A 22,195-nucleotide genomic window follows, 5' to 3' on the forward strand; every position below is an offset into this window, starting at 1 on the left:
TCTCAGCGCCGATGGTACTGCCCTGGAGACGGGGTGGGAGAGTAGGACGCCGCCGGACAACCATTCCCGAAGGGGCCCCAGCAACCGCTGGGGCCCCTTCGGCGTTCTCGCGTGCTGCCCTGGCGGTGGCCGGGTTCGCGGACGCGGCCGGGCCGGCGAACGGCTCAGCGTCGGGCGCGCGGTTCCTTGGTCGTCGCCCCGACGTTGTCGGCGAACCACGCGTTGAGGGCGACGAGGTCGCGCCACGCCGTCCGGACCTCGTCGAGGGCCCGGCGGTCGTGCAGCCAGTCCGCGGGCTCCCAGCGGCGCGCGGCGTGCAGGGACTTGTGCCGCAGCAGGTCGGTGCGGTTGCCGTCCGGCGAGAAGCCGGAGGGCGCGCGCGTGAGCCGCTCGCCCTCGATGTCCCAGCCGGCCGCGGTCAGGCGGTCGACCTCGGCGCGCAGGCGCGCCCCCTGGAGGTCGTCGGCCACGGCGCGGCGGTACCGGGCGACCTGGTCGGACTCCAGCCGCCAGCAGCCGCCGGCAACCATGAGGCCGTCGGCGGAGACCTGGACGTACCAGGCGCCCGCACCGCGTCCCTCGGGGTTGACCACGGCGCCCTGGTGCGTCTTGTACGGCGTCTTGTCGTGGCTGAAGCGGACGTCCCGGTAGGGGCGGAACACCTTGGCCGTGCCGAACTCCGGGGCCAGTTCTTCCACCAGGGCCTGCACCGGCGCGCGCACGCAGCCGTCGTAGACCGCGCGGTGGCGGGTCCAGTACGTCTTGCTGTTGTCGGCCTCCAGGCCCTCGTAGAAGACCAGCCCCTCGTCGGGGAACCCCTCGAACGTCATCGGTCCCTGTCCGTCTCGTCCAGCAGCGCGTGCCAGCGCCGCTCCCGCAGGGGTGCACCGCCGGTGTCGAGGGTGCGCACCCACCCGTCCGGCGCCCAGCCGGCCGACTCGAAGAAGTCCGCCGACACCTGGTCCTGTTCCGCGAGCCACGTCTGCAGGCGCAGCGCGCCGGAGGTCCGGGCGAGGTCGGCCACCGCGGCCAGCAGGCGGCTGCCGTGTCCGCGCCGTCCCCACCGCGGCTCCACGAGGAGCGTGGCGACCTCGGTCGTCGGGCCGCTGCCGGCGCCCTCCACGTCGACCGCCTCCGGCGGTCCGTAGGCCGCGAACCCGACGACGACCTCGCGCTCGACCGCCACCAGCACGCCGTGGGCGGGTGTCGGTGGCCTCAGCACGGCCGAGCGCCACGCGGCCGCCGCGGCCTCCTCGTCCCAGGTGTCGAGGACGTCGGCCGGGAGCGCGGACCGGTAGGCCGTCCGCCAGGTGACCGCCTGCACCCGGGCGATGTCCGCGGCGTCCGTCGCCCGGGCGGGGCGCACCGACACCTCGGCGTTGCCGGTCAGGCGAGGGAACGGCGAGGTCGGGTCCACGCCGGGCAGCGTAGGTCCGCGCGGCGACTGTCGGACCCACCAGGCAGGATCGCCCGCTGTGGGCCTCCCCGTCGTCGACCGGCTGCCGGCTCCGCTCGCCCGCCGCATCGCCCTCGCCGCCCAGGGGTTCGCCGACCCCCGGCCGGCCGGGGTGGTCGACGGCCGGCACCTGCGCCGGATGACCGAGCGGCTGGCCGTCGTGCAGATCGACTCGGTCAACGTGCTCGCCCGGGCGCACTACCTGCCCGGGTTCAGCCGGTTCGGGCCGTACCCGCGCACCGCCATCGACGACCTGGCCGGCCGGCGCCGGGCGTTGTTCGAGTACTGGGCGCACGAGGCGTCCTTCCTGCCCGTGCGGCTGCACCCGTACCTGCGGTGGCGCATGGCGGCCGCCGAGGAGCACGCGTGGGGCTCGATGGTGCGCATCCAGCGGGAGCGCCCCGGGTTCGTCGCCGAGGTGCTCGAGCGGGTGCGGGAGGGCGGCCCGCTCAAGGCCAGCGACCTCGCCGAACCGCGGCCCGACCGTCCGGGCAGCATGTGGAACTGGCACGCGGGCAAGGTCGCTCTCGAGTGGCTCTTCTACACCGGCGTCCTCACCACGCGCGGTCGGACCACGGCCTTCGAGCGGGTCTACGACCTGGCCGAGCGGGTGCTGCCCGCCACCGTGCTGGGGGCGCCCACCCCCGAGCCGGCCGCGGCGGTGCGGGAGCTGGTGCGCACCGCCGCCCGGGCCCTCGGGGTGGCCACCGAGCGCGACCTGCGCGACTACTTCCGGCTCAGGCCGGGTCCCACCCGGGCCGCGATCGCCGAGCTCACCGACGCCGGCGAGCTGCTGCCGGTCGAGGTGGCCGGGTGGGGTGCGCCGGCCTGGCTGCACCCCGAGGCGCGCCGTCCCCGCTGGATCCGAGCCCGGGCGCTGCTCAGTCCGTTCGACTCGCTGGTGTGGGAGCGGCCGCGGGTCGAGCGCATCTTCGGCTTCCGCTACCGCCTGGAGATCTACACACCGGCCGCGAAGCGGGTGCACGGCTACTACGTCCTGCCGTTCCTGCTCGGCGACCGGCTCGTCGCCCGGGTGGACCTCAAGGCCGACCGCCAGGCGGGCCTGCTGCGGGTGCAGTCGGCCTTCGCCGAGGACGGGGTCGACCGCGCCGAGGTCGCCGCAGCGCTCGCCGCCGAGCTCACGCTCATGGCCGGCTGGCTGGAGCTCGACGCCGTCGTCGTCGCCGACCGCGGGGACCTCGCCGCGGACCTCGCCGTCGCCCTGCGCTGAGCTCAGGCCGCGGGAGCGGTGCGCCGGACGCGCACGTCACCGGAGACGGTGCGCACCGCCACGGTCAGCTCGGCCGGCCCGTCACCCGCGCCGTCGTCGTCGAGGTCGGAGGCCAGGCGCCCGGAGACGCTGGACAGGTCCAGCCACACCCGCCGCCCGGGGAGGACGCCGACGGTCGCGTCGCCGGACACGGTGGTGAGGCGCACGTCCCCGCCGGTGGTGCGGGCGACGGACACGTCCCCGGACGCCGACCGCACCGAGGTGTCCCCGTCGGCCGAGCCGAGGTCGACGTCCCCCGACGCGGTGCGGACCTCGACGGCCCCGCCCGCGGACCCGACCCGCACGCCCCCGGACGCCGTCCCGAGGGTGGCCGCCCCGTGGACCGTGCCCACCCGGATGTCGCCGCTCGCGCTTCGCGCCTGCAGTTCGGTGCACTCCTCGACGGCGCACTCCCCGCTGGCCGAGGCCACCACCACCGGCCCCAGCGGACCGCGCAGGTCGCAGTCCGCCGAGCCCGCCCGGACGCGGACCGTGGCGCCGGCCGGCGTGCCCACCCGCACCGCGAAGGCGGGCGCGCCGAACAGTCGCCGTTCGGGGACGGCGATCCGCAGCCGCAGCGGCTGCCCCTCGGCAACGTCGATCCCGACCCGGTCGAGCAGGTGCTCGGCGGCCTCGTCGAGGGCCTCGACCTCGACCGACAGCTCGGCCGCCCCCTCGGCCGCCGTCACGGTGATGGAACCGGCCGGGTTGCGGACGTCGACGACCGGCGGGGGGCCACCGGCGGGGCGGGTCAGTCTGCGCACGGTCACGGGGACCTCCAGGGGTCAGCTCCGGGCGAACCCGGAGAGCCGGCGTGGCCCGCGCCCGGACGGCGCGGACCCGGGGGTGTGCAGGGCCGCCGTGACCGCCCGCACCAGCCAGGTGTTGAGCGACGAGCCCCGGGCGGCGGCGGCCTGCTCGGCGCGGCCCTTGAGCGGCTCGGGCAGGCGCAGGCTGATCCGCGCCACCCCGCCCTCGGCGTCCTCGTCGACCGTGGGCGGGTCATCGTCCCCGGCCGGGGTCGGCGCATCGGGGACGACGACCACCTCGGGGTCGCCACCGCGGACGCGCACGTCGACCAGGCCGCCGTCCCAGGCCGCGGTGATCTCCGCCGCCAGCGCCGACAGGGCGTCGAGCAGCACCATCCGGACCGCGGGCTCCATCCCGGCGGCCAGCAGCCGTGCGGTCTCCCGGGCCTCGGGCGTGCCCACCGCGGCCACCGCCTCGAGCGACTCGCGCAGCGCCCGGACGTGAGGGGTGAGGTCCAGCGTCGCCATGACGTCATGGTGACGCCACAAGTGACACCACCGCAAGGGGCCGTGGGGTCACACCCGCGCCTCGCCGACGACCCCGGACCGCGGCCGTACCCTCGGGCCCGTGGCAAGCGCGACCGACGGCCCGATCGACACCCAGTACGAGGACCTGCTCCGCCGGGTGCTCGAGCGGGGCACCCCCAAGCAGGACCGCACCGGCACCGGCACGGTGAGCCTGTTCGGCGAGCGGCTGCGCTACGACCTGTCCGAGCGCTTCCCGCTGGTCACCACCAAGCGCGTCCACTTCAAGTCGGTCGCCTACGAGCTGCTGTGGTTCCTGCGCGGCGACTCCAACGTCGGCTGGCTGCGGGACAAGGGCGTCACCATCTGGGACGAGTGGGCCTCCCCCGAGGGGGAGCTCGGGCCCGTCTACGGCGTCCAGTGGCGGTCGTGGCCGACGCCGGACGGCGGGCACGTCGACCAGATCGCCGGCGTGCTGGACACCCTGCGCACCGACCCGGACTCCCGCCGGATGATCGTCTCGGCCTGGAACGTCGCCGCGATCCCGGAGATGGCCCTGGCCCCGTGTCACGCGCTGTTCCAGTTCCACGTCGCCGACGGCCGGCTGTCCTGCCAGCTCTACCAGCGCAGCGCCGACCTCTTCCTCGGCGTCCCGTTCAACATCGCCAGCTACGCGCTGCTGACCCGCATGGTCGCCGCCCAGGTCGGGCTCGCCCCGGGGGACTTCATCTGGGTCGGCGGGGACTGCCACGTGTACAGCAACCACGTCGAGCAGGTGACCGAGCAGCTCTCCCGCGAGGTGCTGCCCTTCCCGACACTCGAGCTGGCCCCCGCGCCCTCGCTGTTCGACTACACCTTCGAGCACTTCACCGTGCACGACTACCGGCACCACCCGGCCATCAAGGCCCCGGTGGCCGTGTGACCGAGCTCGCGAGGTCACCAGAGGGGCAGGGCACCGAGCTCGCGAGGTCACCAGAGGGGCAGCGCACCGAGCTCGCGAGGTCACCAGAGGGGCAGCGCAGTGTCAGCCTCATCTGGGCGCAGGCCCACGGCGGGGTCATCGGCGTCGACGGCGCGCTGCCGTGGCACCTGCCCGAGGACCTGGAGCTCTTCCGCACGCTCACCACCGGCTCGACGGTGGTCATGGGCCGGCGCACCTGGGAGTCGCTGCCCGACCGGTTCCGCCCGCTGCCGGGGCGCACCAACGTCGTCCTCACCACCGACCCCTCCTGGTCGGCCGACGGCGCGCGCCGCGCCGGCTCGGTCGAGGAGGTCCTCGGCGACAGGACGGACCTGTGGGTCATCGGCGGGGGCCGGGTCTACGCGGCCTTCCTGCCGCACGCCGACCGGCTGGTGGTCACCGACGTCGACACGCGGGTGGACGGCGACACGTGGGCGCCGGTCCCGGGGCCGGAGTGGCGCCGGGTCGCCCGCGACCCCGCGGAGGGCTGGTCGACGTCCACGACCGGCCTGCGGTACGCGGTGTCGGAGTTCCGGCGCGGCACCGGCCCCGGCGCGGTGGCGCGGAACGCGGCCGTGCTCGATCGGTAGATTCACCCCATGACCAGCGACCCCGTTCGGCCCTTCGGGCGCGTCCTGACGGCGATGGTCACCCCGCTGGCCGAGGACGGCTCGATCGACCTCGCCGGCGCCCAGGAACTGGCTGCCCACCTGGTCGACCGCGGGGCCCACGACGGGCTCGTGGTCTGCGGGACGACGGGGGAGTCGCCGACGCTCAGCGACGCCGAGCAGCGCGCCGTCCTCGAGGCGGTCCTGGACGCGGTGGGCGACCGGGCGACCGTCGTCGCCGGCGTGGGGACCAACGACACCGCCCACTCCATCGAGAAGGCCCGCGACGCCGAGCGGCTCGGCGCGCACGGCCTCATGGTGGTGACGCCGTACTACAACAAGCCCCCGCAGGCCGGCCTGCTGCGGCACTTCACCGCCGTCGCCGACTCCACCGACCTGCCGGTGATGCTCTACGACATCCCGCCGCGCACCGTCGTCCCCATCGAGGTGGAGACGCTGGTCCGGGCGGCGGAGCACCCGCGGATCGTCGCGGTCAAGGACGCCAAGGGCGACCTAGGCTCGGTGGCCTGGACCCTCGCCCGCACCGACCTGGCCTACTACAGCGGCGAGGACATGCTCAACCTGCCGCTGCTGGCGATCGGCGCGGTCGGCGTGGTGAGCGTCGTCGGCCACCTGGTCGGTCCCCGGCTGGCCGAGCTGATCGCGGCGGTCGAGTCCGGTGACCTGGTCAAGGCCCGCGCGGTCAACGAGAGCCTCCTGCCGGTCTACACCGGGGTCTTCCGCACCCAGGGCGCCATCCTGGTCAAGGCGGCGCTCAACGCGCTCGGCCTGCCCGCCGGGCCGGTGCGCCCGCCACTCGTCGACGCCACCCCCGAGCAGGTCGAGCGCCTCCGCGCCGACCTGACGGCGGGTGGGGTGGCCCTGTGAGCGCGGCGCCCAGCGCCCCGATCAGCCAACCGCACCTCGACCTCAAGGCCCCGCCCCCGCTGCCCTCCGGCGGCCTGCGGGTGATGGCGCTGGGCGGGCTCGGCGAGATCGGCCGCAACATGGCCGTCCTGGAGTACGACGGGGCCCTGCTGGTCGTCGACTGCGGGGTCCTGTTCCCGGAGGCCGAGCAGCCCGGCGTCGACCTGATCCTCCCCGACTTCGGGGTCATCGAGCACCGGCTGGGCGACATCGCCGCCGTCGTCCTCACCCACGGGCACGAGGACCACATCGGCGCGATCCCGTACCTGCTCCGGCTGCGCGGCGACATCCCGCTGGTCGGCTCCCGGTTCACCCTCGCCCTGGTGGCGGCCAAGCTGCGCGAGCACCGCATCGTCCCGACGCTGGTGGAGGTGGCCGCGGGCGACGACCACGTCGCCGGGCCCTTCCACTGCGAGTTCATCGCGGTCAACCACTCGATCCCCGACGCGCTGGCGGTCGCCGTGCACACGCCGGCCGGGACGCTGGTGCACACCGGGGACTTCAAGATGGACCAGCTGCCGCTCGACGGCGTCCTCACCGACCTGGGCGCGTTCGCCCGGCTCGGCGTCGAGGGCATCGACCTGCTGCTGGCCGACTCGACCAACGCCGAGATCCCCGGCTTCGTCACCTCCGAGCGGTCGATCGGCCCGGTGCTGGACGACGTCTTCGCGCGGGCGACGCAGCGGCTGATCGTCTCCAGCTTCGCCAGCCACGTGCACCGGATCCAGCAGGTCCTCGACTGCGCCGAGACCCACCGCCGGAAGGTCACCTTCGTCGGCCGGTCGATGGTCCGGAACATGGGCGTGGCCCGGGACCTCGGCCTGCTGCGGGTCGCGCCGGGGCTGATGGTCTCCCTCGACGAGGCTGCGGCCATGCCGCCGGACCAGGTGGTGCTGGTCTGCACCGGCTCGCAGGGGGAGCCGCTGTCCGCGCTCGGCCGGATGGCGCGCGGCGACCACCACCAGGTCACCATCGAGGCCGGCGACACCGTCGTCCTCGCCTCCTCCCTGGTGCCGGGCAACGAGACCGCCGTCTACAAGGTCATCAACGGCCTGGCCCGCCTCGGCGCCACGGTCGTGCACAAGGAGACCGCGCGGGTGCACGTCTCCGGGCACGCGCCGGCCGGGGAGCTGCGCACGCTGCTCAACGTCGCCAAGCCGCGCCACCTCATGCCGGTGCACGGCGAGTGGCGGCACCTGCGGGCGCACGCGGCGCTCGCGGAGGAGACCGGGATGAGCGCCGACCGGGTGCTCCTGGCCGAGAACGGCGTCGTGGTCGACCTGGTCGACGGCAAGGCCGCGATCGTGGGCAGCGTCCCGGTCGGGGACGTCTACGTCGACGGGCTCAACGTCGGTGACGTGGGGGAGGAGTCGCTGCAGGAGCGGCGCATCCTCGGTGACGAGGGGTTCGTGGCGCTCACCGTCGTCATCGAGCCCTCGACCGGCACGATCGTGCGGCCGGTGCACCTGTCCGCCCGGGGCTTTGCCGACGATCCCACCGTCTTCGACCCGGCCCTGCAGCTGGTCGAGGAGGCGCTGCGGCGCACCCTGGCCGACGGGGAGACCGATCCGCACCGGCTCTCCCAGGTGATCCGCCGGACCATCGGCAAGTGGGTGTCGGACACCCACCGCCGCCGGCCGATGATCATCCCCACCGTCCTCGAGGTGTGATCGGCTCGACGAGTGGGGCCCGGAGGGTTCCGCGAGGAGGGCCGGGTCCGGCTCAGCTCGGCCGGGGGACGGCACCTGGCCGCGGTCGCTGTCCGGAGGACAGCAGTGTGATGGGCGTGATGCCCTCGTCGGCAGGGAGGTCGAAGCCCCACACCTGGGCGTAGAACGACAGCTCGCCGTCCAGCGCGGCGCGGATGTTCTCGGCTCGCCGGAACCCGTGCTGCTCGCCGGGGAACAGCAGGTAGGCGTGCGGCACGCCCTTCTCGCGCAGCGCCGCCACGATCGCCTCCGCCTGCTCCGGCGGCACCACGCGGTCCTCCTCGCCCTGGAAGACTGCCAGCGGCGTGTCGAAGGCGGCGACGTGGCTGATCGGCGACCGCTGCGCGTAGACCTCGGCGCCCTCCGGCCACGGGGCCACCAGCCCGTCGAGGTAGCGGGACTCGAACTTGTGGGTGTCCGCGGCGAGCGCGGCGAGGTCGGCGACGCCGAAGTGGCTGGCCCCCGCGGTGAACACCCCCGGCCGCAGGCACAGCGCCGCCAGCGTCGTGTACCCGCCCGCCGAGCCGCCGCGGATGGCCATCCGAGCGGGGTCGACCCGGCCGCTGTCGGCCAGGAACGTGGCGCAGGCGACGACGTCGTCGAGGTCGACCACGCCCCAGTTGCCCCGCAGCGCCTCGCGGTAGCGGCGCCCGTAGCCGGCCGACCCGCGGTAGTCGACGTCGGCGACGCAGAACCCGCGCGAGGTCCAGTACTGCACGCCCAGGTCGAGCACCGGCGTCGCCGCGGCCGTCGGCCCGCCGTGGACGACGACCAGCAGCGGCGGCAGCGACCCCTCCGGCGCGGACGCCTCGGGGTTGGTCGGCGGGTAGACCAGCGCGTGCGCGGCCTCGATGCCGGTGCCGTCGTCCGGCGTCGGGAAGGTCAGGGGCTCGGGCCGGGCGAACCACGCCGGGTCCAGGCCGAGGTCGCGGGCCGGTCGCAGCACCTCGGCCGCACCGCCGTCCACCGGTACCCGCAGTACCACCGGCTCGCTGGCCGGGCCCCCGGCCGCGCACACCACCGCGCCGTCGGCCGCGGTCACGTACCGGAACGCCGCGTACGGGACGTCGAGCTCGCGCACCGTGCCGTCGGTCTCCCGGACGGCGAGCCGGTCGGCACCCTCCCGCGCGACGGCCAGGACGACGCGGCCGTCGGGCAGCAGGGCGAAGCGGCGGCCGCCGAACACCCACTGCGGTCCGGCGATGTCCGCGCCGAGGTCGAGCACGAGGTCGACGTCCCCACCCGGCCGCCAGCGGTACAGCGCCCACACGTCGGTGCGGTCCAGGCAGAACCACAGGCTGCCGTCGGCGGCCCACGTCGGCTGGACGACGGACTCCGCGGTCCCGCCGGCCCGACGCCCGCCCGCGACGACGGTCTCGGTGCCGTCGTCGGTGCGGACGACGAGCCGGGCGGCGTCCCAGGGCATGTCCGGGTGCTCCCACTGCAGCCAGGCGAGGGACCGGGCGTCGGGCGAGGGGCGCGGGTCGGAGACGAAGTCCGGCCCGCTCACGAGGACCTCCTCGGTCCCCTCCGGCCCGATCCGGACGATCTCGTTGACCACGTCGGCCGCCGCACCGCCGGCCGTGTGCGTCTCCCGGACGGCGAGCAGCGCGCCGCCCCGCGTCGGCGTCAGGTCGGCGTAGCGGACCCCCGCCGGCAGGTCGGGCTCCGGCGTGACCGCGACCGGCTCGCCCGCGCCCGGGTCGAGCCGGTACAGCCGCTGGTCGGCGAAGTCGGTGAACCACAGCGTGCCGCCGGCGACGGTCCACGCGCCGCCGCCGTACTCGTGCACCCGCGTGCGGGCGTTCCACGGGGGAGGCAGCACGTCCTCGACGACGCCGTCCGCGGACCGGCGGGCCAGGGCCGACCGGCCGCCCTCCTGGGGCCGTGACTCCGACCACCACACGTCGGTGCCGTCGACGGCCACCTCGCCGAGGCGGGCGGCCGCGCGGACCACGAGTTCGGAGGTGATCGGCGTGGGCCAGCTGCCGTGGGGGAGCGGGGGAGGGGTCGGCATGCCCTGACCGTAGGTGGCGGACACGAAGCGTCGCCTGCCGTCGGCGCGCACCTGCGGCGATTACGGTCTGACGCATGCCTGCTCGCACGACGACGACCCGCTCGTCGGGTAAGTCGCCGGCGCGCGGACGCTCCGGCTCGGGCTCGACGGCGTCCCGGAAGCGCCCGCCCGCGAAGCGGCCCGCCTCCGGTGGCCGCAAGCCCGCCGCCCGGAAGCCCGCGCCGAAGAACTCCGGCCCCGGTCTGTGGGGCGTCATCAGCGGTGGCTGGTCCCTGCTGGCCCGCGGGGCCGGCGGGCTGGCCCGCTCCGTGGCCCGGCCGGAGGAGGCCGAGCCGCTCGCGCCCGAGCACCGCCGCGACGGTGTCGGGCTGGCCGTGCTCGGCCTCGCCGTCGTCCTCGGCGCCGCGGCCTGGACCAACGGCATCGGCCCGGTCGGCGCCGCGCTGGCCGACGGCGTGCGGTGGGTCGTCGGCTCGCTGGTCGTCGTCCTGCCGGTGCTGCTGCTCCTCGCCGCCCTCCGGCTGCTGCGCCGCGGCCCCCGACCCGAGGCCCGTGGCCGGCTGGCGATCGGCTGGCTGTGCGCGGTCGCGTCGGTGCTGGGCATCGCGCAGGTCGTCGGCGAGGGCGCCGTCCCCGCCGAGGGCCGGCCGGGCTCCGGGGGGCTGACCGGCTGGGCCGTCGGCACCCCGCTGGTCGCCGGCGTCGGCAGCGTCGTCACCGTCGTGCTGCTGGTCCTCCTGGCGTTCTTCGGCCTGCTGGTGCTCACCGCGACGCCGGTGCACCAGATCCCCGAGCGGCTGCGCGAGCTCGGCGACCGGCTGCTGGGCCAGACGGCCGACGAGGACTACGACGAGGACTGGGACGACGAGGAGGACGACGAGCCCGCGCCGGCTCCGCGCTCCCGCCGCCGGTCGCTGGCCGACGACCTCATGGACACCGGCCCGGTGGAGACCCTGCCGGCGATCGACCACGCGGCGCTCGACGAGGCGCCCGAGGCCGTGCGGCACGAGCCGCCGCCCCCGCCGGTCCCGGCGCGCCGTCCGCCGGTCGTGGACCGGACCGCGCCTCCGGAGGAACTCGAGCCCATCACCGAGCCCGAGCAGCTGCGCATCGAGCCGGTCGAGGGGCAGTACACGCTGCCCTCGGTCAACGTGCTGCGCGCCGGCGACCCGCCGAAGAAGGGCTCCAAGGCCAACGAGGCGGCCATCGAGGCCATCACGGGGGTGCTCGAGCAGTTCAACATCGACGCCGTCGTCACCAGCTTCACCCGCGGGCCGACGGTCACCCGGTACGAGATCGAGCTCGGCCCGGCGGTCAAGGTCGAGAAGATCACCGCGCTGACCAAGAACATGGCCTACGCGGTGGCCAACGACAACATCCGCATCCTGGCGCCGATCCCCGGCAAGTCCGCGGTCGGCGTCGAGGTGCCCAACGTCGACCGCGAGATGGTCAGCCTCGGCGACGTGCTGCGCTCGCAGGTGGCCAAGCAGGACCCGCACCCGATGCTGGTCGGCCTGGGCAAGGACATCGAGGGCGGCTTCGTCTGCGCGAACCTGGCGAAGATGCCGCACCTGCTCGTCGCCGGTGCCACCGGTGCCGGTAAGTCCAGCTGCGTCAACTCGCTGCTGACCTCGCTGCTGCTGCGGGCAACCCCCGACCAGCTGCGGATGATCCTGATCGACCCGAAGATGGTCGAGCTCACGCCCTACGACGGCATCCCGCACCTGATCACGCCGATCATCACCGACCCCAAGAAGGCCGCCACCGCGCTGGCCTGGCTGGTCGAGGAGATGGAGCAGCGCTACCAGGACATGCGGGCCACCGGCGTCCGGCACGTCGACGACTTCAACCGCAAGGTCGAGAAGGGCGAGATCGCCGCCCCGCCCGGCAGCGAGCGGGTGTACCGGCCCTACCCCTACATCCTCGCCATCGTCGACGAGCTGGCCGACCTCATGATGGTCGCCCCGCGCGACGTCGAGGAGTCGATCGTCCGGATCACCCAGAAGGCGCGTGCGGCCGGCATCCACCTGGTGCTGGCCACCCAGCGGCCGTCGGTCGACGTCGTCACCGGCCTGATCAAGGCCAACGTGCCCTCGCGCCTGGCCTTCTCCACGTCCAGCCTCACCGACAGCCGGGTCATCCTCGACCAGCCCGGCGCGGAGAAGCTGATCGGCATGGGCGACGCCCTGTTCATGCCGATCGGCCAGGGCAAGCCCATGCGTGTCCAGGGCGCCTACGTCTCCGACGCCGAGATCGAGGCGGTCGTCGAGTTCACCAAGCGGCAGGCCGAGCCCGAGTACCGGGAAGAGGTCTTCAGCGCCGCGGGTGGCGAGAAGAAGGAGATCGACGAGGACATCGGCGGCGACCTGGAGCTGCTCGTCCAGGCGGTCGAGCTCGTGGTCACCAGCCAGTTCGGGTCGACGTCGATGCTGCAGCGCAAGCTGCGGGTCGGCTTCGCCAAGGCCGGCCGGCTCATGGACCTCATGGAGAGCCGCGGCATCGTCGGGCCGTCGGAGGGCTCCAAGGCCCGCGACGTGCTCATCAAGCCCGACGAGCTCGAGTCGGTGATGTTCCTCCTGCGCGGCGGCGGCGACGCCTGAGCCGGTTCCCGCCGGGAGGCCGCGAGTCCCGAGTCACTCGCGGTCTCCCGGCACGGGCCGGCGAGCCGACTACGATGGGGCGGTGACAGCTCCGCTCGACGCCGCCCGCAAGGTGGCGGTGGTGACCCTCGGCTGCGCCCGCAACGAGGTCGACTCGGAGGAGCTGGCCGGCCGCCTGGCCGCCGGCGGGTACGAGCTCGTCGAGGACGCCGACGAGGCCGACGCCGTCCTGGTCAACACCTGCGGCTTCATCGAGTCGGCCAAGAAGGACTCGGTCGACGCGATCCTCGCCGCGACCGACTCCGGCGCCTCGGTCGTCGCCGTCGGCTGCATGGCCGAGCGGTACGGCTCGGAGCTGGCCGGCGCCCTCCCCGAGGCGACCGTCCTGGGCTTCGACGACTACGCCGCGATCGGCGACCGGCTCGACGACGTCCTCTCCGGGCGATCCCTCGTGCCGCACGACCCGCGTGACCGGCGCACCCTGCTGCCGATCAGCCCGGTGGCGCGCACCGCCGCGGTGACCTCGGACGACGCGCCGGTCATCCCCGGCCACGGCTGGGTGCAGCGCCGGCGGCTGGCCGGCGGCCCCTCCGCCGCGCTCAAGCTCGCCTCGGGCTGCGACCGGCGGTGCGCGTTCTGCGCCATCCCCGCCTTCCGCGGCGCGTTCGTCTCCCGGCCGCCGGCCGAGGTCCTCGGCGAGGCGCAGTGGCTGGCCGCCCAGGGCGTGACCGAGCTGGTGCTGGTCAGCGAGAACTCGACCTCCTACGGCAAGGACCTCGGCGACCTGCGCTCCCTGGAGCGGCTGCTGCCGCAGCTGGCCGCGGTCGAGGGCATCGCCCGGGTGCGGGTGGCCTACCTGCAGCCGGCCGAGCTGCGGCCCGGTCTGCTGGAGGTCATCGCGGCGACCGAGGGCGTCGCCCCATACTTCGACCTGTCGTTCCAGCACTCCTCGCCGACGCTGCTGCGCCGGATGCGCCGGTTCGGCGGCACCGACGACTTCCTGGCGCTCGTCGAGCGGGCCCGGGCGCTGGCGCCCACCGCCGGCTTCCGCACCAACGTCATCCTCGGGTTCCCGGGGGAGACCGAGGACGACGTCGCCGAGCTCGAGCGGTTCCTGGTGGAGGGGCGCCTCGACGCGGTCGGCGTGTTCGGCTACTCCGACGAGGAGGGCACCGAGGCGGCCGGGATGCCCGGCAAGCTCGACCAGGCCGAGATCGACGCCCGCGTGCGCCGGATCACCGACCTGGTCGAGGAGCTGACCGCCCAGCGCGCCGAGGACCGCCTCGGCGAGCAGGTCGAGGTGCTGCTCACCGAGGACCTCTCCGCCGAAGAGGGGCCCGGGACCTGGCTGGGGCACGCCGCCCACCAGGACCCCGAGGCCGACGGGACGACGACGGTGACCGGCGTGCCCGACGGCGCGGTCGCGGGCCGGCTCGTGGTCGCCGAGGTCGTCGGCACGGAGGGTGTGGACCTGGTCGCCGCCGCGCTCGTCCCCGCGGTCACTCCATGAGCGAGTCCGCCGACCCCGCCGCCACGCCGCCCCAGTCGGTGCGGCTGGTCAACCTGCCGAACGCGCTCACGGTGCTCCGGCTGGCGGTGGTGCCGGTGTTCGCCGTCCTGCTGCTCACCGACGGCGGCACGGATGAGGCGCAGCGCTACTGGGCCACGCTGTTCTTCGGACTGGCGATCATCACCGACCGCTACGACGGGATGATCGCCCGGCGCCGGGGCCAGGTCACCGAGTTCGGCAAGCTCGCCGACCCGATCGCCGACAAGGCGCTCACCGGCACCGCGCTGATCGGGCTGTCGGTGCTGTCCCTGCTGGCGTGGTGGGTGACCCTGGCGATCCTGGTCCGCGAGATCGGCGTGACCCTGCTGCGCTTCTGGGTGATCCGCCACGGCGTGATCGCGGCCAGCCGGGGCGGCAAGGCCAAGACCGTCGTCCAGGCGCTCGCGATCGGGCTCTACATCCTGCCGCTCGAGGGCGTGCTGGCCAGCGCCCGGTGGTGGGTCATGGCCGTGGCCCTCGTGCTGACCGTCGTCACCGGGCTCGACTACGTCTACCGGGCCCTGGTGCTGCGCCGCACGAGCGCGCGGGCGATGCGCGCGGCCGCGGCCCGTCGGGCGGCCGGCGGCTCGCGCACCGACGCCCCCGCCTGAAGGAGGACCCTCCGGGACGGGGCGGGACCCGGGACGGGGCCGCCCGCCGCACAGCGGAACGCCCGCCGCCGCAGCGCGGAACGGGAAGGGGCCGGCGGCCTCGGGCGTTACGCCCAGAGCGGACGCGCCCGGGATGGCGCGGTGCCGGTCAGTGGCTCCGCGTACCGTGAGCGCACGGCGCCCTCCCGGGGCGCCGCCGCTTCCGCACAGGCAGGACAGGAGACGGCCATGACGCTGCTGCGCACCCAGCTCGGGAACACGCTGCGCGGCCACCGGTTGCGTCAGCGCCGGACGCTGCGGGACGTCTCCGGTGCTGCCCGGGTGAGCCTGGGCTACCTCTCCGAGGTCGAGCGGGGGCAGAAGGAGGCCTCCTCCGAGCTCCTCGCGTCGATCTGCGACGCCCTCGACCTCGAGCTCGCCGACCTGCTCGCCGAGGTCAGCCTGGAGCTCCGGCACGCCGGTGGGGTCCGCCCGCTCACCCCCGCCCCCGGTGCGGCCGCCCCCGCGGCCGAGCAGTCGGCGCAGGAGCCGGCGGCCGAGCAGCCGGTCGCCGAGCCGGCCCTCGCGTTGGTCGGCGCGCCGGTCCGCCCGGCTGCGCGCACCGCGGTCTCGCTGGCGGCCTGACCCCCGCGACACGGCCGGGGACGGGCCCGGCGTCCTTGACTCTCCTCCTGCGGGGTGCCAGACAGGGGGACATGGCGACGGCCGGCCCGATCCCGTCCACCGCACCGGTGTCCGGCTGGGTGCCCCCTGCACCGACCCACGCGCCCGGCAGCCACACCCGCAGCGGCAACGCCATGGGCCGCACCCGGGCCGGGCTGCTCGACGGCGCGGCCCGTGCCTTCGCCGAGCGGGGGCTGCGCCGCAGCACCATGCAGTCGATCGCCGCGGCGGCCGGCGTCGCCAAGGCGACCCTCTACAACCACTTCCGCACCAAGGACGAGGTGGCCCGGGCGCTGCTCGCCGGCGAGCTGGACCGGCTGGCAGCGGTCGCCGCGGGCGGGCCGCCGGCCGCCGCGCTGGCCGAGGTCGCCGACGAGGTGGCCGCGCACCCCGTGCTGCAGCGACTCGCCCGCGACGAGCCCGAGGCGCTGACGGGGCTGCTGGCCGCCCCGGCCGACCGCTGGGCGGAGGTCCTCGACCGGCTCGCCACGGCGCTGCGGACCGACCGGGACGCCGCCGGCATCGTGGCGCACTGGCTGGTCGGGCTGGTCCTGCAGCCGGGAGAGGCGCCTGCGCGACGGGCGGCCGCCGAGCGGCTCGCCGTCCTGGTGGCCGCCCGGGCGGCCTGACCGGGGAGGTCGCGCGCCGACCGGCGTGGTGGGATGGTGACCGTCCGACACGCCCAGCCGAGGCGGTCGGCTGCTGCCCGCAGACCTCCGGAGGCCGCCGTGCGGTACCTCTTCCGGCCACCGGCCACCGACGGGGCCGCCCTGCTCGCGCTGCCCTGGCACCAGCCGCTGGAGCAGTGGGACCCCGAGCTGCTGATCGACGTCCCGCAGCGCGGCATCTCCCGGCACGTCGTCCGGTTCACCGCCCAGCACGGCTGCGTCTACGCCCTCAAGGAGATCGCCGAGCCGCTGGCCCGGCACGAGTACGCCCTGCTCGGCCAGTTCGAGGAGGAGGGCCTGCCGTCGGTGTCCGTGCTGGGCATCTGCGTCGACCGCCCGGACGGGCAGGACGCCATCCTGGTCACCCGGTACCTCGAGTACTCGATGTCCTACCGGTACCTGTTCTCCCGCCCGACCTCCGAGCACTCCGCCGACCAGCTGCTGGACACGCTGGTCGTGCTGCTCGTCCGCCTGCACCTGGCCGGCGTGTTCTGGGGCGACTGCTCGCTGTCGAACACCCTCTTCCGGCTCGACGCCGGGACCCTCGCCGCGTACCTGGTCGACGCCGAGACCAGCGAGCGCCACCCCACCCTCAGCCCCGGCCGGCGCCAGTACGACGTCGACCTGGCCCGGGAGCGGGTCGGCGCCGAGCTGCTCGACCTGCAGTTCGGCGAGCTGCTCCCGGCCGACATCGACCCGATCGAGGTGGCCGACAGCCTGCCCCTGCGGTACGAGGCGCTCTGGGAGGAGGTCACCCGCGAGGAGGTGTTCGCCCTCGACGAGCAGCGCTACCGGGTGGCCGCGCGCCTCCAGCGGCTCAACGACCTGGGCTTCGACGTCGGCGAGGTCGAGCTGGTGACGACCCCTGACGGCGGGGCGAAGCTGCGGGTGGAGACCCGGGTCGCCGAGCCGGGGGAGAACCGGCGGGAGCTGTTCCGGTTGACCGGGCTGGAGGTCCAGGAGCGGCAGGCCCGGCGGCTGCTCAACGACCTGCGCGCCTTCCGGGCCAACCTCGAGCAGAAGACCGGCGCCCCGGTGTCGGAGACCGTCGCGGGGTACCGCTGGCTCGCCGAGTCCTACCAGCCGGTCGTGGACGCCATCCCGCGGGACCTGCGGGGCCGGCTGGCCCCGGCGGAGGTCTTCCACGAGATCCTCGAGCACCGCTGGTTCCTGTCCGAGCGGGCCGGCGCGGACGTCGGGACGACGAAGGCGGCGCGGTCGTACTTCGAGACGGTCCTGCCGCGCACCCCCAAGGAGCTCACGACGCCGTCGGCCTTCGTGAGCCCTCCGCGCTGATCCCGGGGGGTGCGTCGCTGCTGGTTACGAGGCGGTTTCGTTCGAGTTGACACCCATGGTGACCTGCGCCACGTTACGAAGACTGCGGTGACCGACGGTCGCTGCCTCGCCGATTCGGAGGCGACAGACGGTGTCGAACGACGAAAGGGAAGGGCCGCCGACGGGCGGCTCCCGACGTCGGCGGGGGCGCACCCGCCGGGCACTCGGGGGCTCGGCGGCCGTGCTGGTCCTGGCGTCCACGCTCGCGGCCTGCGGCGGCGGGGACGCCGGTGGGCCCCCGGTGCTCAACTGGTACATCAACCCCGACTCCGGTGGGCAGGCGGAGATCGCGCAGCGCTGCAGCGACGCCTCGAACGGGGCGTACACCATCTCGGTCTCCCAGCTGCCGCGTGAGTCCTCCGCCCAGCGCGAGCAGCTGGTCCGGCGGCTCGCGGCCAACGACAGCTCGATCGACCTGATGAGCCTCGACCCGCCGTACGTCCCCGAGTTCGCCCAGGCCGGCTTCCTGGCCCCGATGCCCGAGGACGTCGCCCAGCGGGTCAGCGAGGACGTCGTGCAGAGCTCGCTGGACTCCGCGACGTGGAACGACGAGCTGGTGGCCGTCCCGTTCTGGGCCAACACCCAGCTGCTCTGGTACCGCAAGTCGGTGGCGGAGGCGGCCGGGCTGGACATGACCCAGCCGGTGACCTGGGAGCAGCTGGTCACGGCCGCGCAGGACCAGGGGAAGATCCTCAGCGCCCAGGGCCGGCGCGCCGAGTCGCTGACGGTGTGGCTCAACGCGCTCATCGAGTCCGCGGGGGGCTCGATCATCGAGGAGAACTCGACCGACCCGGAGGACATCCAGCTCGGCCTGACCACCCCGGCGGCCGACCGGGCGGCCGAGGTGATGAACACCGTGGCCAACTCCGGCGTCGTCGGCCCCGCGTTCTCGACCTCCAGCGAGGACACCAGCGCGACCGAGTTCGAGAGTGCCGACGGCGGCTTCATGGTGAACTGGCCGTTCGTCTACTCCCGCGCGCTCGCCGCCGTCGAGGCCGGGACCCTGGACCAGTCGGTGCCCGACGACTACGGGTGGGCGCTCTACCCGCGCGTCGACGCCGACCAGCCCAGCGCACCGCCGTTCGGCGGCATCGACCTCGCCGTCTCCAACTTCAGCCAGCACCCCGACCTGGTCTACGACGCGACCGAGTGCATCACCAGTGACGAGAACCAGGCGTACTACATGACCACCAACGGCAACCCGGCGTCCTCGGCCGCGGTGTACGACGACCCGGAGGTGCTGGAGGTCTTCCCGATGGCCCCCACCATCCTCGAGTCGCTGGAGGCGGCGGCGAACCGGCCGCAGACGCCCTACTACAACGAGGTGTCCGGTGGCCTGCAGCGCGAGTACCACCCGCCGTCGTCGGTGAGCCCGGAGACCGGGCAGCGGGCGCAGGAACTGATCAGCGCCGTCCTCTCAGGAGACCAGCTGCTATGACCCAGACGACGCTCCCGCCGCAGGAGAAGACCCAACCGGTCTCCGCGCCGCCGCACGGCATCAGCGACCGGTCCCGTGCCGAGCGCAAGCTCGGCTGGATGCTGGCCGGCCCCGCGTTCCTGGTCATGCTCCTGGTCACCGCCTACCCGATTCTGCAGGCGGTCTGGTACTCGCTGTTCAGCTACCGGCTGACCGACCCGGCCAACCGGTCGTTCAACGGCCTGTCCAACTACGCGGTGATCCTCACCGACCCGGTCTGGTGGACGGCGCTGGGCGTGACGCTGTTCATCACCGTGGTGACCGTCGCCGTGGAGCTGATCCTCGGCTTCGCACTCGCCCTGGTGATGGCCAAGGCGCTGAGCTCCATCCGGCCCTGGGTGCGGGCGGCGATCCTCATCCCGTACGCCGTCATCACCGTCGTCTCGGCCTTCGCCTGGGCGTTCGCCTTCCGGATCGACACCGGCTTCGTGAACAGCTGGTTCGCCTGGTTGCCGGGGGTCTCGGACAGCACCGACTGGTTCGGCGGCCAGTGGTCCTCGCTGGCGGTCATCTGCCTGGCCGAGATCTGGAAGACCACACCGTTCATCTCGCTGCTGCTCCTCGCCGGCCTGGCGCAGGTGCCGGAGGTGCTCCAGGAGGCCGCCAAGGTCGACGGCGCGACCTGGTGGCAGCGCATGTGGCGGGTGACGATCCCGAACATGAAGGCCGCGATCATGGTGGCGCTGCTCTTCCGCGCCCTCGACGCGTTCCGGATCTTCGACTCGATCTACATCATGACCGCGGGCGCGAACAACACCGAGTCGGTGTCGTTCCTCGCCTACCGGCAGACGATCGCGCGCGTCGAGATCGGCCTCGGCTCCGCGGTGTCGGTGCTGCTGTTCCTCTGCGTGGTGCTGATCGCCGTCGTCTTCATCAAGGGCTTCCGGGTCGACCTGGCCCAGGCGAGAGGGGAACGTTGATGTCCACGCGCGAGAAGGTGTGGTGGATCGTCGGGGGCGTCCTCATCGTCGTGTACTGCCTGTTCCCGATCGCCTGGATCATCTCGCTGTCGTTCAAGGCGCCGTCGGACATCGCCAACGCCTCGTTCTTCCCGACGGACGCGACCTGGGCGAACTACACGACGATCCTCAGCGGCTCGGCGAGTGACCTGTTCCTGCCGGCATTGCGCAACTCGTTCGGCATCTGCCTGATCGCGACCGCGATCTCGTGCATCCTGTCGATGTTCGCCGCCTACGCGATCGCCCGGCTGGACTTCCCGGGCAAGCGGCTGATCCTCTCCACGGCGCTGGGCGTGGCGATCTTCCCCGTCATCTCCATCGTCACGCCGCTGTTCAACCTGTGGCGGCAGATCGGCCTCTACGACACCTGGCCCGGGCTGATCATCCCGTACCTGTCCCTGACCCTGCCGATCTCCATCTGGACGATGTCGGCGTTCTTCCGCGAGATCCCGTGGGAGATGGAGCAGGCCGCCCAGGTCGACGGCGCGACGAACTGGCAGGCCTTCCGGAAGGTCATCGTCCCGCTGGCCGCGCCCGGCGTCTTCACCACCGCGATCATCGCCTTCTTCATCGCGTGGAACGACTTCGCCTACGGCATCTCGCTGACGTCGACCAGCGCGTCCCGCCCCGTCCCCGCCGCGCTGGGTCTGTTCTCCGGCGCCTCGCAGTTCGAGGACCCCACCGGGGCCATCGCCGCCGCCGCGGTGATCGTCACCATCCCGGTCGTCGTCCTGGTGCTGCTGTTCCAGCGGCGCATCGTCGCCGGCCTGACCAACGGCGCCGTCAAGGGCTGACGGCCGCCGCACCGACCGACCCATCGAGGGGACAACACCACCATGGCTTCCATCGAGATGCGTCACATCGTCAAGCAGTACGGCGACGGGTACCCGGCCGTGAACGACGTCAGCCTGGACATCGCCGACGGCGAGTTCATGATCCTGGTCGGGCCGTCCGGGTGCGGGAAGTCGACGCTGCTGCGGATGATCGTCGGCCTGGAGGACATCACCAGCGGCGACATGATCATCGGCGGCAAGCGGGTCAACGACATGGCACCGCGCGACCGCAACCTGTCGATGGTGTTCCAGAACTACGCGCTCTACCCGCACATGACGGTCTACGAGAACATCGCCTTCCCGCTGCGCCTGGCCAAGATGGCCGACGACGAGGTGCGCCGCCGGGTCACCGAGGCCGCCGACGTGCTGGAGCTGCGCGACCACCTCGAGCGCAAGCCGGCCAACCTCTCCGGTGGTCAGCGGCAGCGCGTGGCCATGGGCCGGGCGATCGTGCGGCAGGCCGAGGCGTTCCTCTTCGACGAACCGCTGTCGAACCTCGACGCCAAGCTGCGCGGGCAGATGCGGACCGAGATCGCCCGCCTGCAGCGCCGGCTGGGCATCACGACCGTCTACGTCACCCACGACCAGACCGAGGCCATGACCCTCGGCGACCGGGTCTGCGTGCTGCGCAAGGGGCGCATCCAGCAGGTCGCGTCGCCCCGGGAGCTCTACGAGCAGCCGGTGAACCTCTTCGTCGCGGGCTTCATCGGCTCCCCGCCGATGAACTTCCTGCCGGCCACGCTCGAGGGCAACCGGCTGCAGACGCCGTTCGGGCCGATCGAGCTCGACGAGCGCCGGATCGCGGCGGTGCAGGGCCGGGACCTGCTGCTGGTCGGCATCCGCCCGGAGTACTTCGAGGACGCGTCGCTGGTCGACGAGGCCAAGCGGCCGATGGGCTCGACGTTCCGCGCCCGGGTCGACGTCACCGAGTGGCTGGGCGACTCGCAGTACGCCTACATCCCCTACGAGGCCCCGGAGACGATCACCAACCAGCTGCGCGAGCTGTCCCGGGAGCTGGACTCCGAGGAGCTGCGCACCCAGGCCATCGTGTCCATCGACTCGACCAGCCGGATCCGCGAGGGCCGCGAGGCGGAGTTCTGGCTCGACACCCGCAAGGTGCACGTGTTCGACCCGCAGTCCGGGGAGAACCTCACCCGCGACGCCGAGGCCGGCGCCCGCCTCACCCAGATGGCCGAGGAGGACCGCGTCGAGCAGGTGCAGGACGCCCAGACGCAGGGGACCACCGTGGGTGGCGCGCACGCCGCGGGCGCTGCCTGA

At 73.9% G+C, this 22,195-nt stretch carries 20 protein-coding genes; 15 read left to right on the forward strand and 5 right to left on the reverse strand.

Annotated features, from left to right (window positions below; genetic code table 11):
* Positions 1–164: 164 nt before the first annotated feature.
* A complete protein-coding gene (locus ACI789_RS21945) occupies positions 165–830 on the reverse strand; it encodes a DUF2461 domain-containing protein (protein ID WP_457011562.1) in 666 nt (221 codons plus the stop codon).
* Positions 827–1,417 (reverse strand): N-acetyltransferase family protein, encoded by a 591-nt coding sequence (locus tag ACI789_RS21950; protein WP_457011563.1) that lies wholly within the window; start codon positions 1,415–1,417, stop codon positions 827–829. The genes ACI789_RS21945 and ACI789_RS21950 overlap by 4 nt, the downstream gene beginning before the upstream one ends.
* Positions 1,418–1,475: 58 nt before the next feature.
* Here ACI789_RS21950 and ACI789_RS21955 point away from each other — a divergent pair, with 58 nt between their 5' ends.
* Positions 1,476–2,687 carry a winged helix-turn-helix domain-containing protein gene (locus tag ACI789_RS21955; RefSeq protein ID WP_457011565.1) on the forward strand — a complete coding sequence of 404 codons (1,212 nt, stop codon included), beginning with the start codon at positions 1,476–1,478 and terminating at the stop codon, positions 2,685–2,687.
* 2 nt (positions 2,688–2,689) lie between these two features.
* Here ACI789_RS21955 and ACI789_RS21960 read toward each other — a convergent pair whose 3' ends face one another.
* A complete protein-coding gene (locus tag ACI789_RS21960; RefSeq protein ID WP_457011567.1) occupies positions 2,690–3,496 on the reverse strand; it encodes a DUF4097 family beta strand repeat-containing protein in 807 nt (268 codons plus the stop codon).
* Positions 3,497–3,511: 15 nt separating this feature from the next.
* Entirely contained in the window at positions 3,512–4,003 is a 492-nt protein-coding gene (locus ACI789_RS21965; protein WP_457011569.1) for a hypothetical protein, read from the reverse strand.
* A 100-nt stretch (positions 4,004–4,103) separates the two neighbouring features.
* Here ACI789_RS21965 and ACI789_RS21970 point away from each other — a divergent pair, with 100 nt between their 5' ends.
* The 4 genes from ACI789_RS21970 to ACI789_RS21985 are packed head-to-tail and all read left to right on the forward strand — an operon-like array spanning position 4,104 to position 8,166.
* Positions 4,104–4,922 carry a thymidylate synthase gene (locus ACI789_RS21970; protein WP_457011571.1) on the forward strand — a complete coding sequence of 273 codons (819 nt, stop codon included), beginning with the start codon at positions 4,104–4,106 and terminating at the stop codon, positions 4,920–4,922.
* Positions 4,919–5,551 (forward strand): dihydrofolate reductase, encoded by a 633-nt coding sequence (locus tag ACI789_RS21975; protein ID WP_457011572.1) that lies wholly within the window; start codon positions 4,919–4,921, stop codon positions 5,549–5,551. Before ACI789_RS21970 ends, ACI789_RS21975 begins: the two co-directional genes overlap by 4 nt.
* A gap of 9 nt (positions 5,552–5,560) precedes the next feature.
* The gene (dapA, locus tag ACI789_RS21980) at positions 5,561–6,457 is read left to right on the forward strand and encodes a 4-hydroxy-tetrahydrodipicolinate synthase (RefSeq protein ID WP_457011573.1); all 897 of its coding nucleotides are present in this window, start codon (positions 5,561–5,563) and stop codon (positions 6,455–6,457) included.
* Positions 6,454–8,166 carry a ribonuclease J gene (locus ACI789_RS21985; protein ID WP_457011574.1) on the forward strand — a complete coding sequence of 571 codons (1,713 nt, stop codon included), beginning with the start codon at positions 6,454–6,456 and terminating at the stop codon, positions 8,164–8,166. Before dapA ends, ACI789_RS21985 begins: the two co-directional genes overlap by 4 nt.
* Positions 8,167–8,218: 52 nt before the next feature.
* Here ACI789_RS21985 and ACI789_RS21990 read toward each other — a convergent pair whose 3' ends face one another.
* Positions 8,219–10,222: a prolyl oligopeptidase family serine peptidase gene (locus ACI789_RS21990; RefSeq protein WP_457011575.1), complete on the reverse strand. Its 2,004-nt coding sequence runs from the start codon at positions 10,220–10,222 to the stop codon at positions 8,219–8,221.
* Between the two features lie 74 nt (positions 10,223–10,296).
* On the opposite strand from ACI789_RS21990, the gene ACI789_RS21995 reads away from it, so the two are divergent.
* The 10 genes from ACI789_RS21995 to ACI789_RS22040 all read left to right on the forward strand — a co-directional run bounded on the left by ACI789_RS21995 (position 10,297) and on the right by ACI789_RS22040 (position 22,195).
* Positions 10,297–12,822 carry a DNA translocase FtsK gene (locus ACI789_RS21995; protein WP_457011576.1) on the forward strand — a complete coding sequence of 842 codons (2,526 nt, stop codon included), beginning with the start codon at positions 10,297–10,299 and terminating at the stop codon, positions 12,820–12,822.
* Positions 12,823–12,904: 82 nt separating this feature from the next.
* Positions 12,905–14,332: a 30S ribosomal protein S12 methylthiotransferase RimO gene (gene rimO / locus ACI789_RS22000; RefSeq protein ID WP_456917806.1), complete on the forward strand. Its 1,428-nt coding sequence runs from the start codon at positions 12,905–12,907 to the stop codon at positions 14,330–14,332.
* Positions 14,329–14,982 (forward strand): CDP-diacylglycerol--glycerol-3-phosphate 3-phosphatidyltransferase, encoded by a 654-nt coding sequence (gene pgsA / locus ACI789_RS22005; RefSeq protein WP_456917804.1) that lies wholly within the window; start codon positions 14,329–14,331, stop codon positions 14,980–14,982. The genes rimO and pgsA overlap by 4 nt, the downstream gene beginning before the upstream one ends.
* A 228-nt stretch (positions 14,983–15,210) precedes the next feature.
* On the forward strand, positions 15,211–15,606 hold the full coding sequence (locus tag ACI789_RS22010; RefSeq protein WP_457011577.1) for a helix-turn-helix domain-containing protein: 396 nt from the start codon (positions 15,211–15,213) through the stop codon (positions 15,604–15,606).
* A gap of 71 nt (positions 15,607–15,677) precedes the next feature.
* Positions 15,678–16,274, forward strand: coding sequence for a TetR/AcrR family transcriptional regulator (locus tag ACI789_RS22015; RefSeq protein WP_457011578.1), 597 nt, complete (start codon positions 15,678–15,680; stop codon positions 16,272–16,274).
* Positions 16,275–16,373: 99 nt separating this feature from the next.
* Complete coding sequence (locus ACI789_RS22020; protein WP_457011580.1) at positions 16,374–17,609, forward strand: DUF4032 domain-containing protein; 1,236 nt, start codon at positions 16,374–16,376, stop codon at positions 17,607–17,609.
* A 220-nt stretch (positions 17,610–17,829) separates the two neighbouring features.
* Entirely contained in the window at positions 17,830–19,086 is a 1,257-nt protein-coding gene (locus tag ACI789_RS22025; protein WP_457011582.1) for an extracellular solute-binding protein, read from the forward strand.
* Positions 19,083–20,045: a carbohydrate ABC transporter permease gene (locus ACI789_RS22030; RefSeq protein ID WP_457011584.1), complete on the forward strand. Its 963-nt coding sequence runs from the start codon at positions 19,083–19,085 to the stop codon at positions 20,043–20,045. The genes ACI789_RS22025 and ACI789_RS22030 overlap by 4 nt, the downstream gene beginning before the upstream one ends.
* Entirely contained in the window at positions 20,045–20,878 is an 834-nt protein-coding gene (locus ACI789_RS22035) for a carbohydrate ABC transporter permease (RefSeq protein ID WP_457011585.1), read from the forward strand. Before ACI789_RS22030 ends, ACI789_RS22035 begins: the two co-directional genes overlap by 1 nt.
* 42 nt (positions 20,879–20,920) lie before the next feature.
* Positions 20,921–22,195 carry an ABC transporter ATP-binding protein gene (locus tag ACI789_RS22040; RefSeq protein WP_457011587.1) on the forward strand — a complete coding sequence of 425 codons (1,275 nt, stop codon included), beginning with the start codon at positions 20,921–20,923 and terminating at the stop codon, positions 22,193–22,195.

Source organism: Geodermatophilus sp. SYSU D00965 (assembly GCF_054050075.1).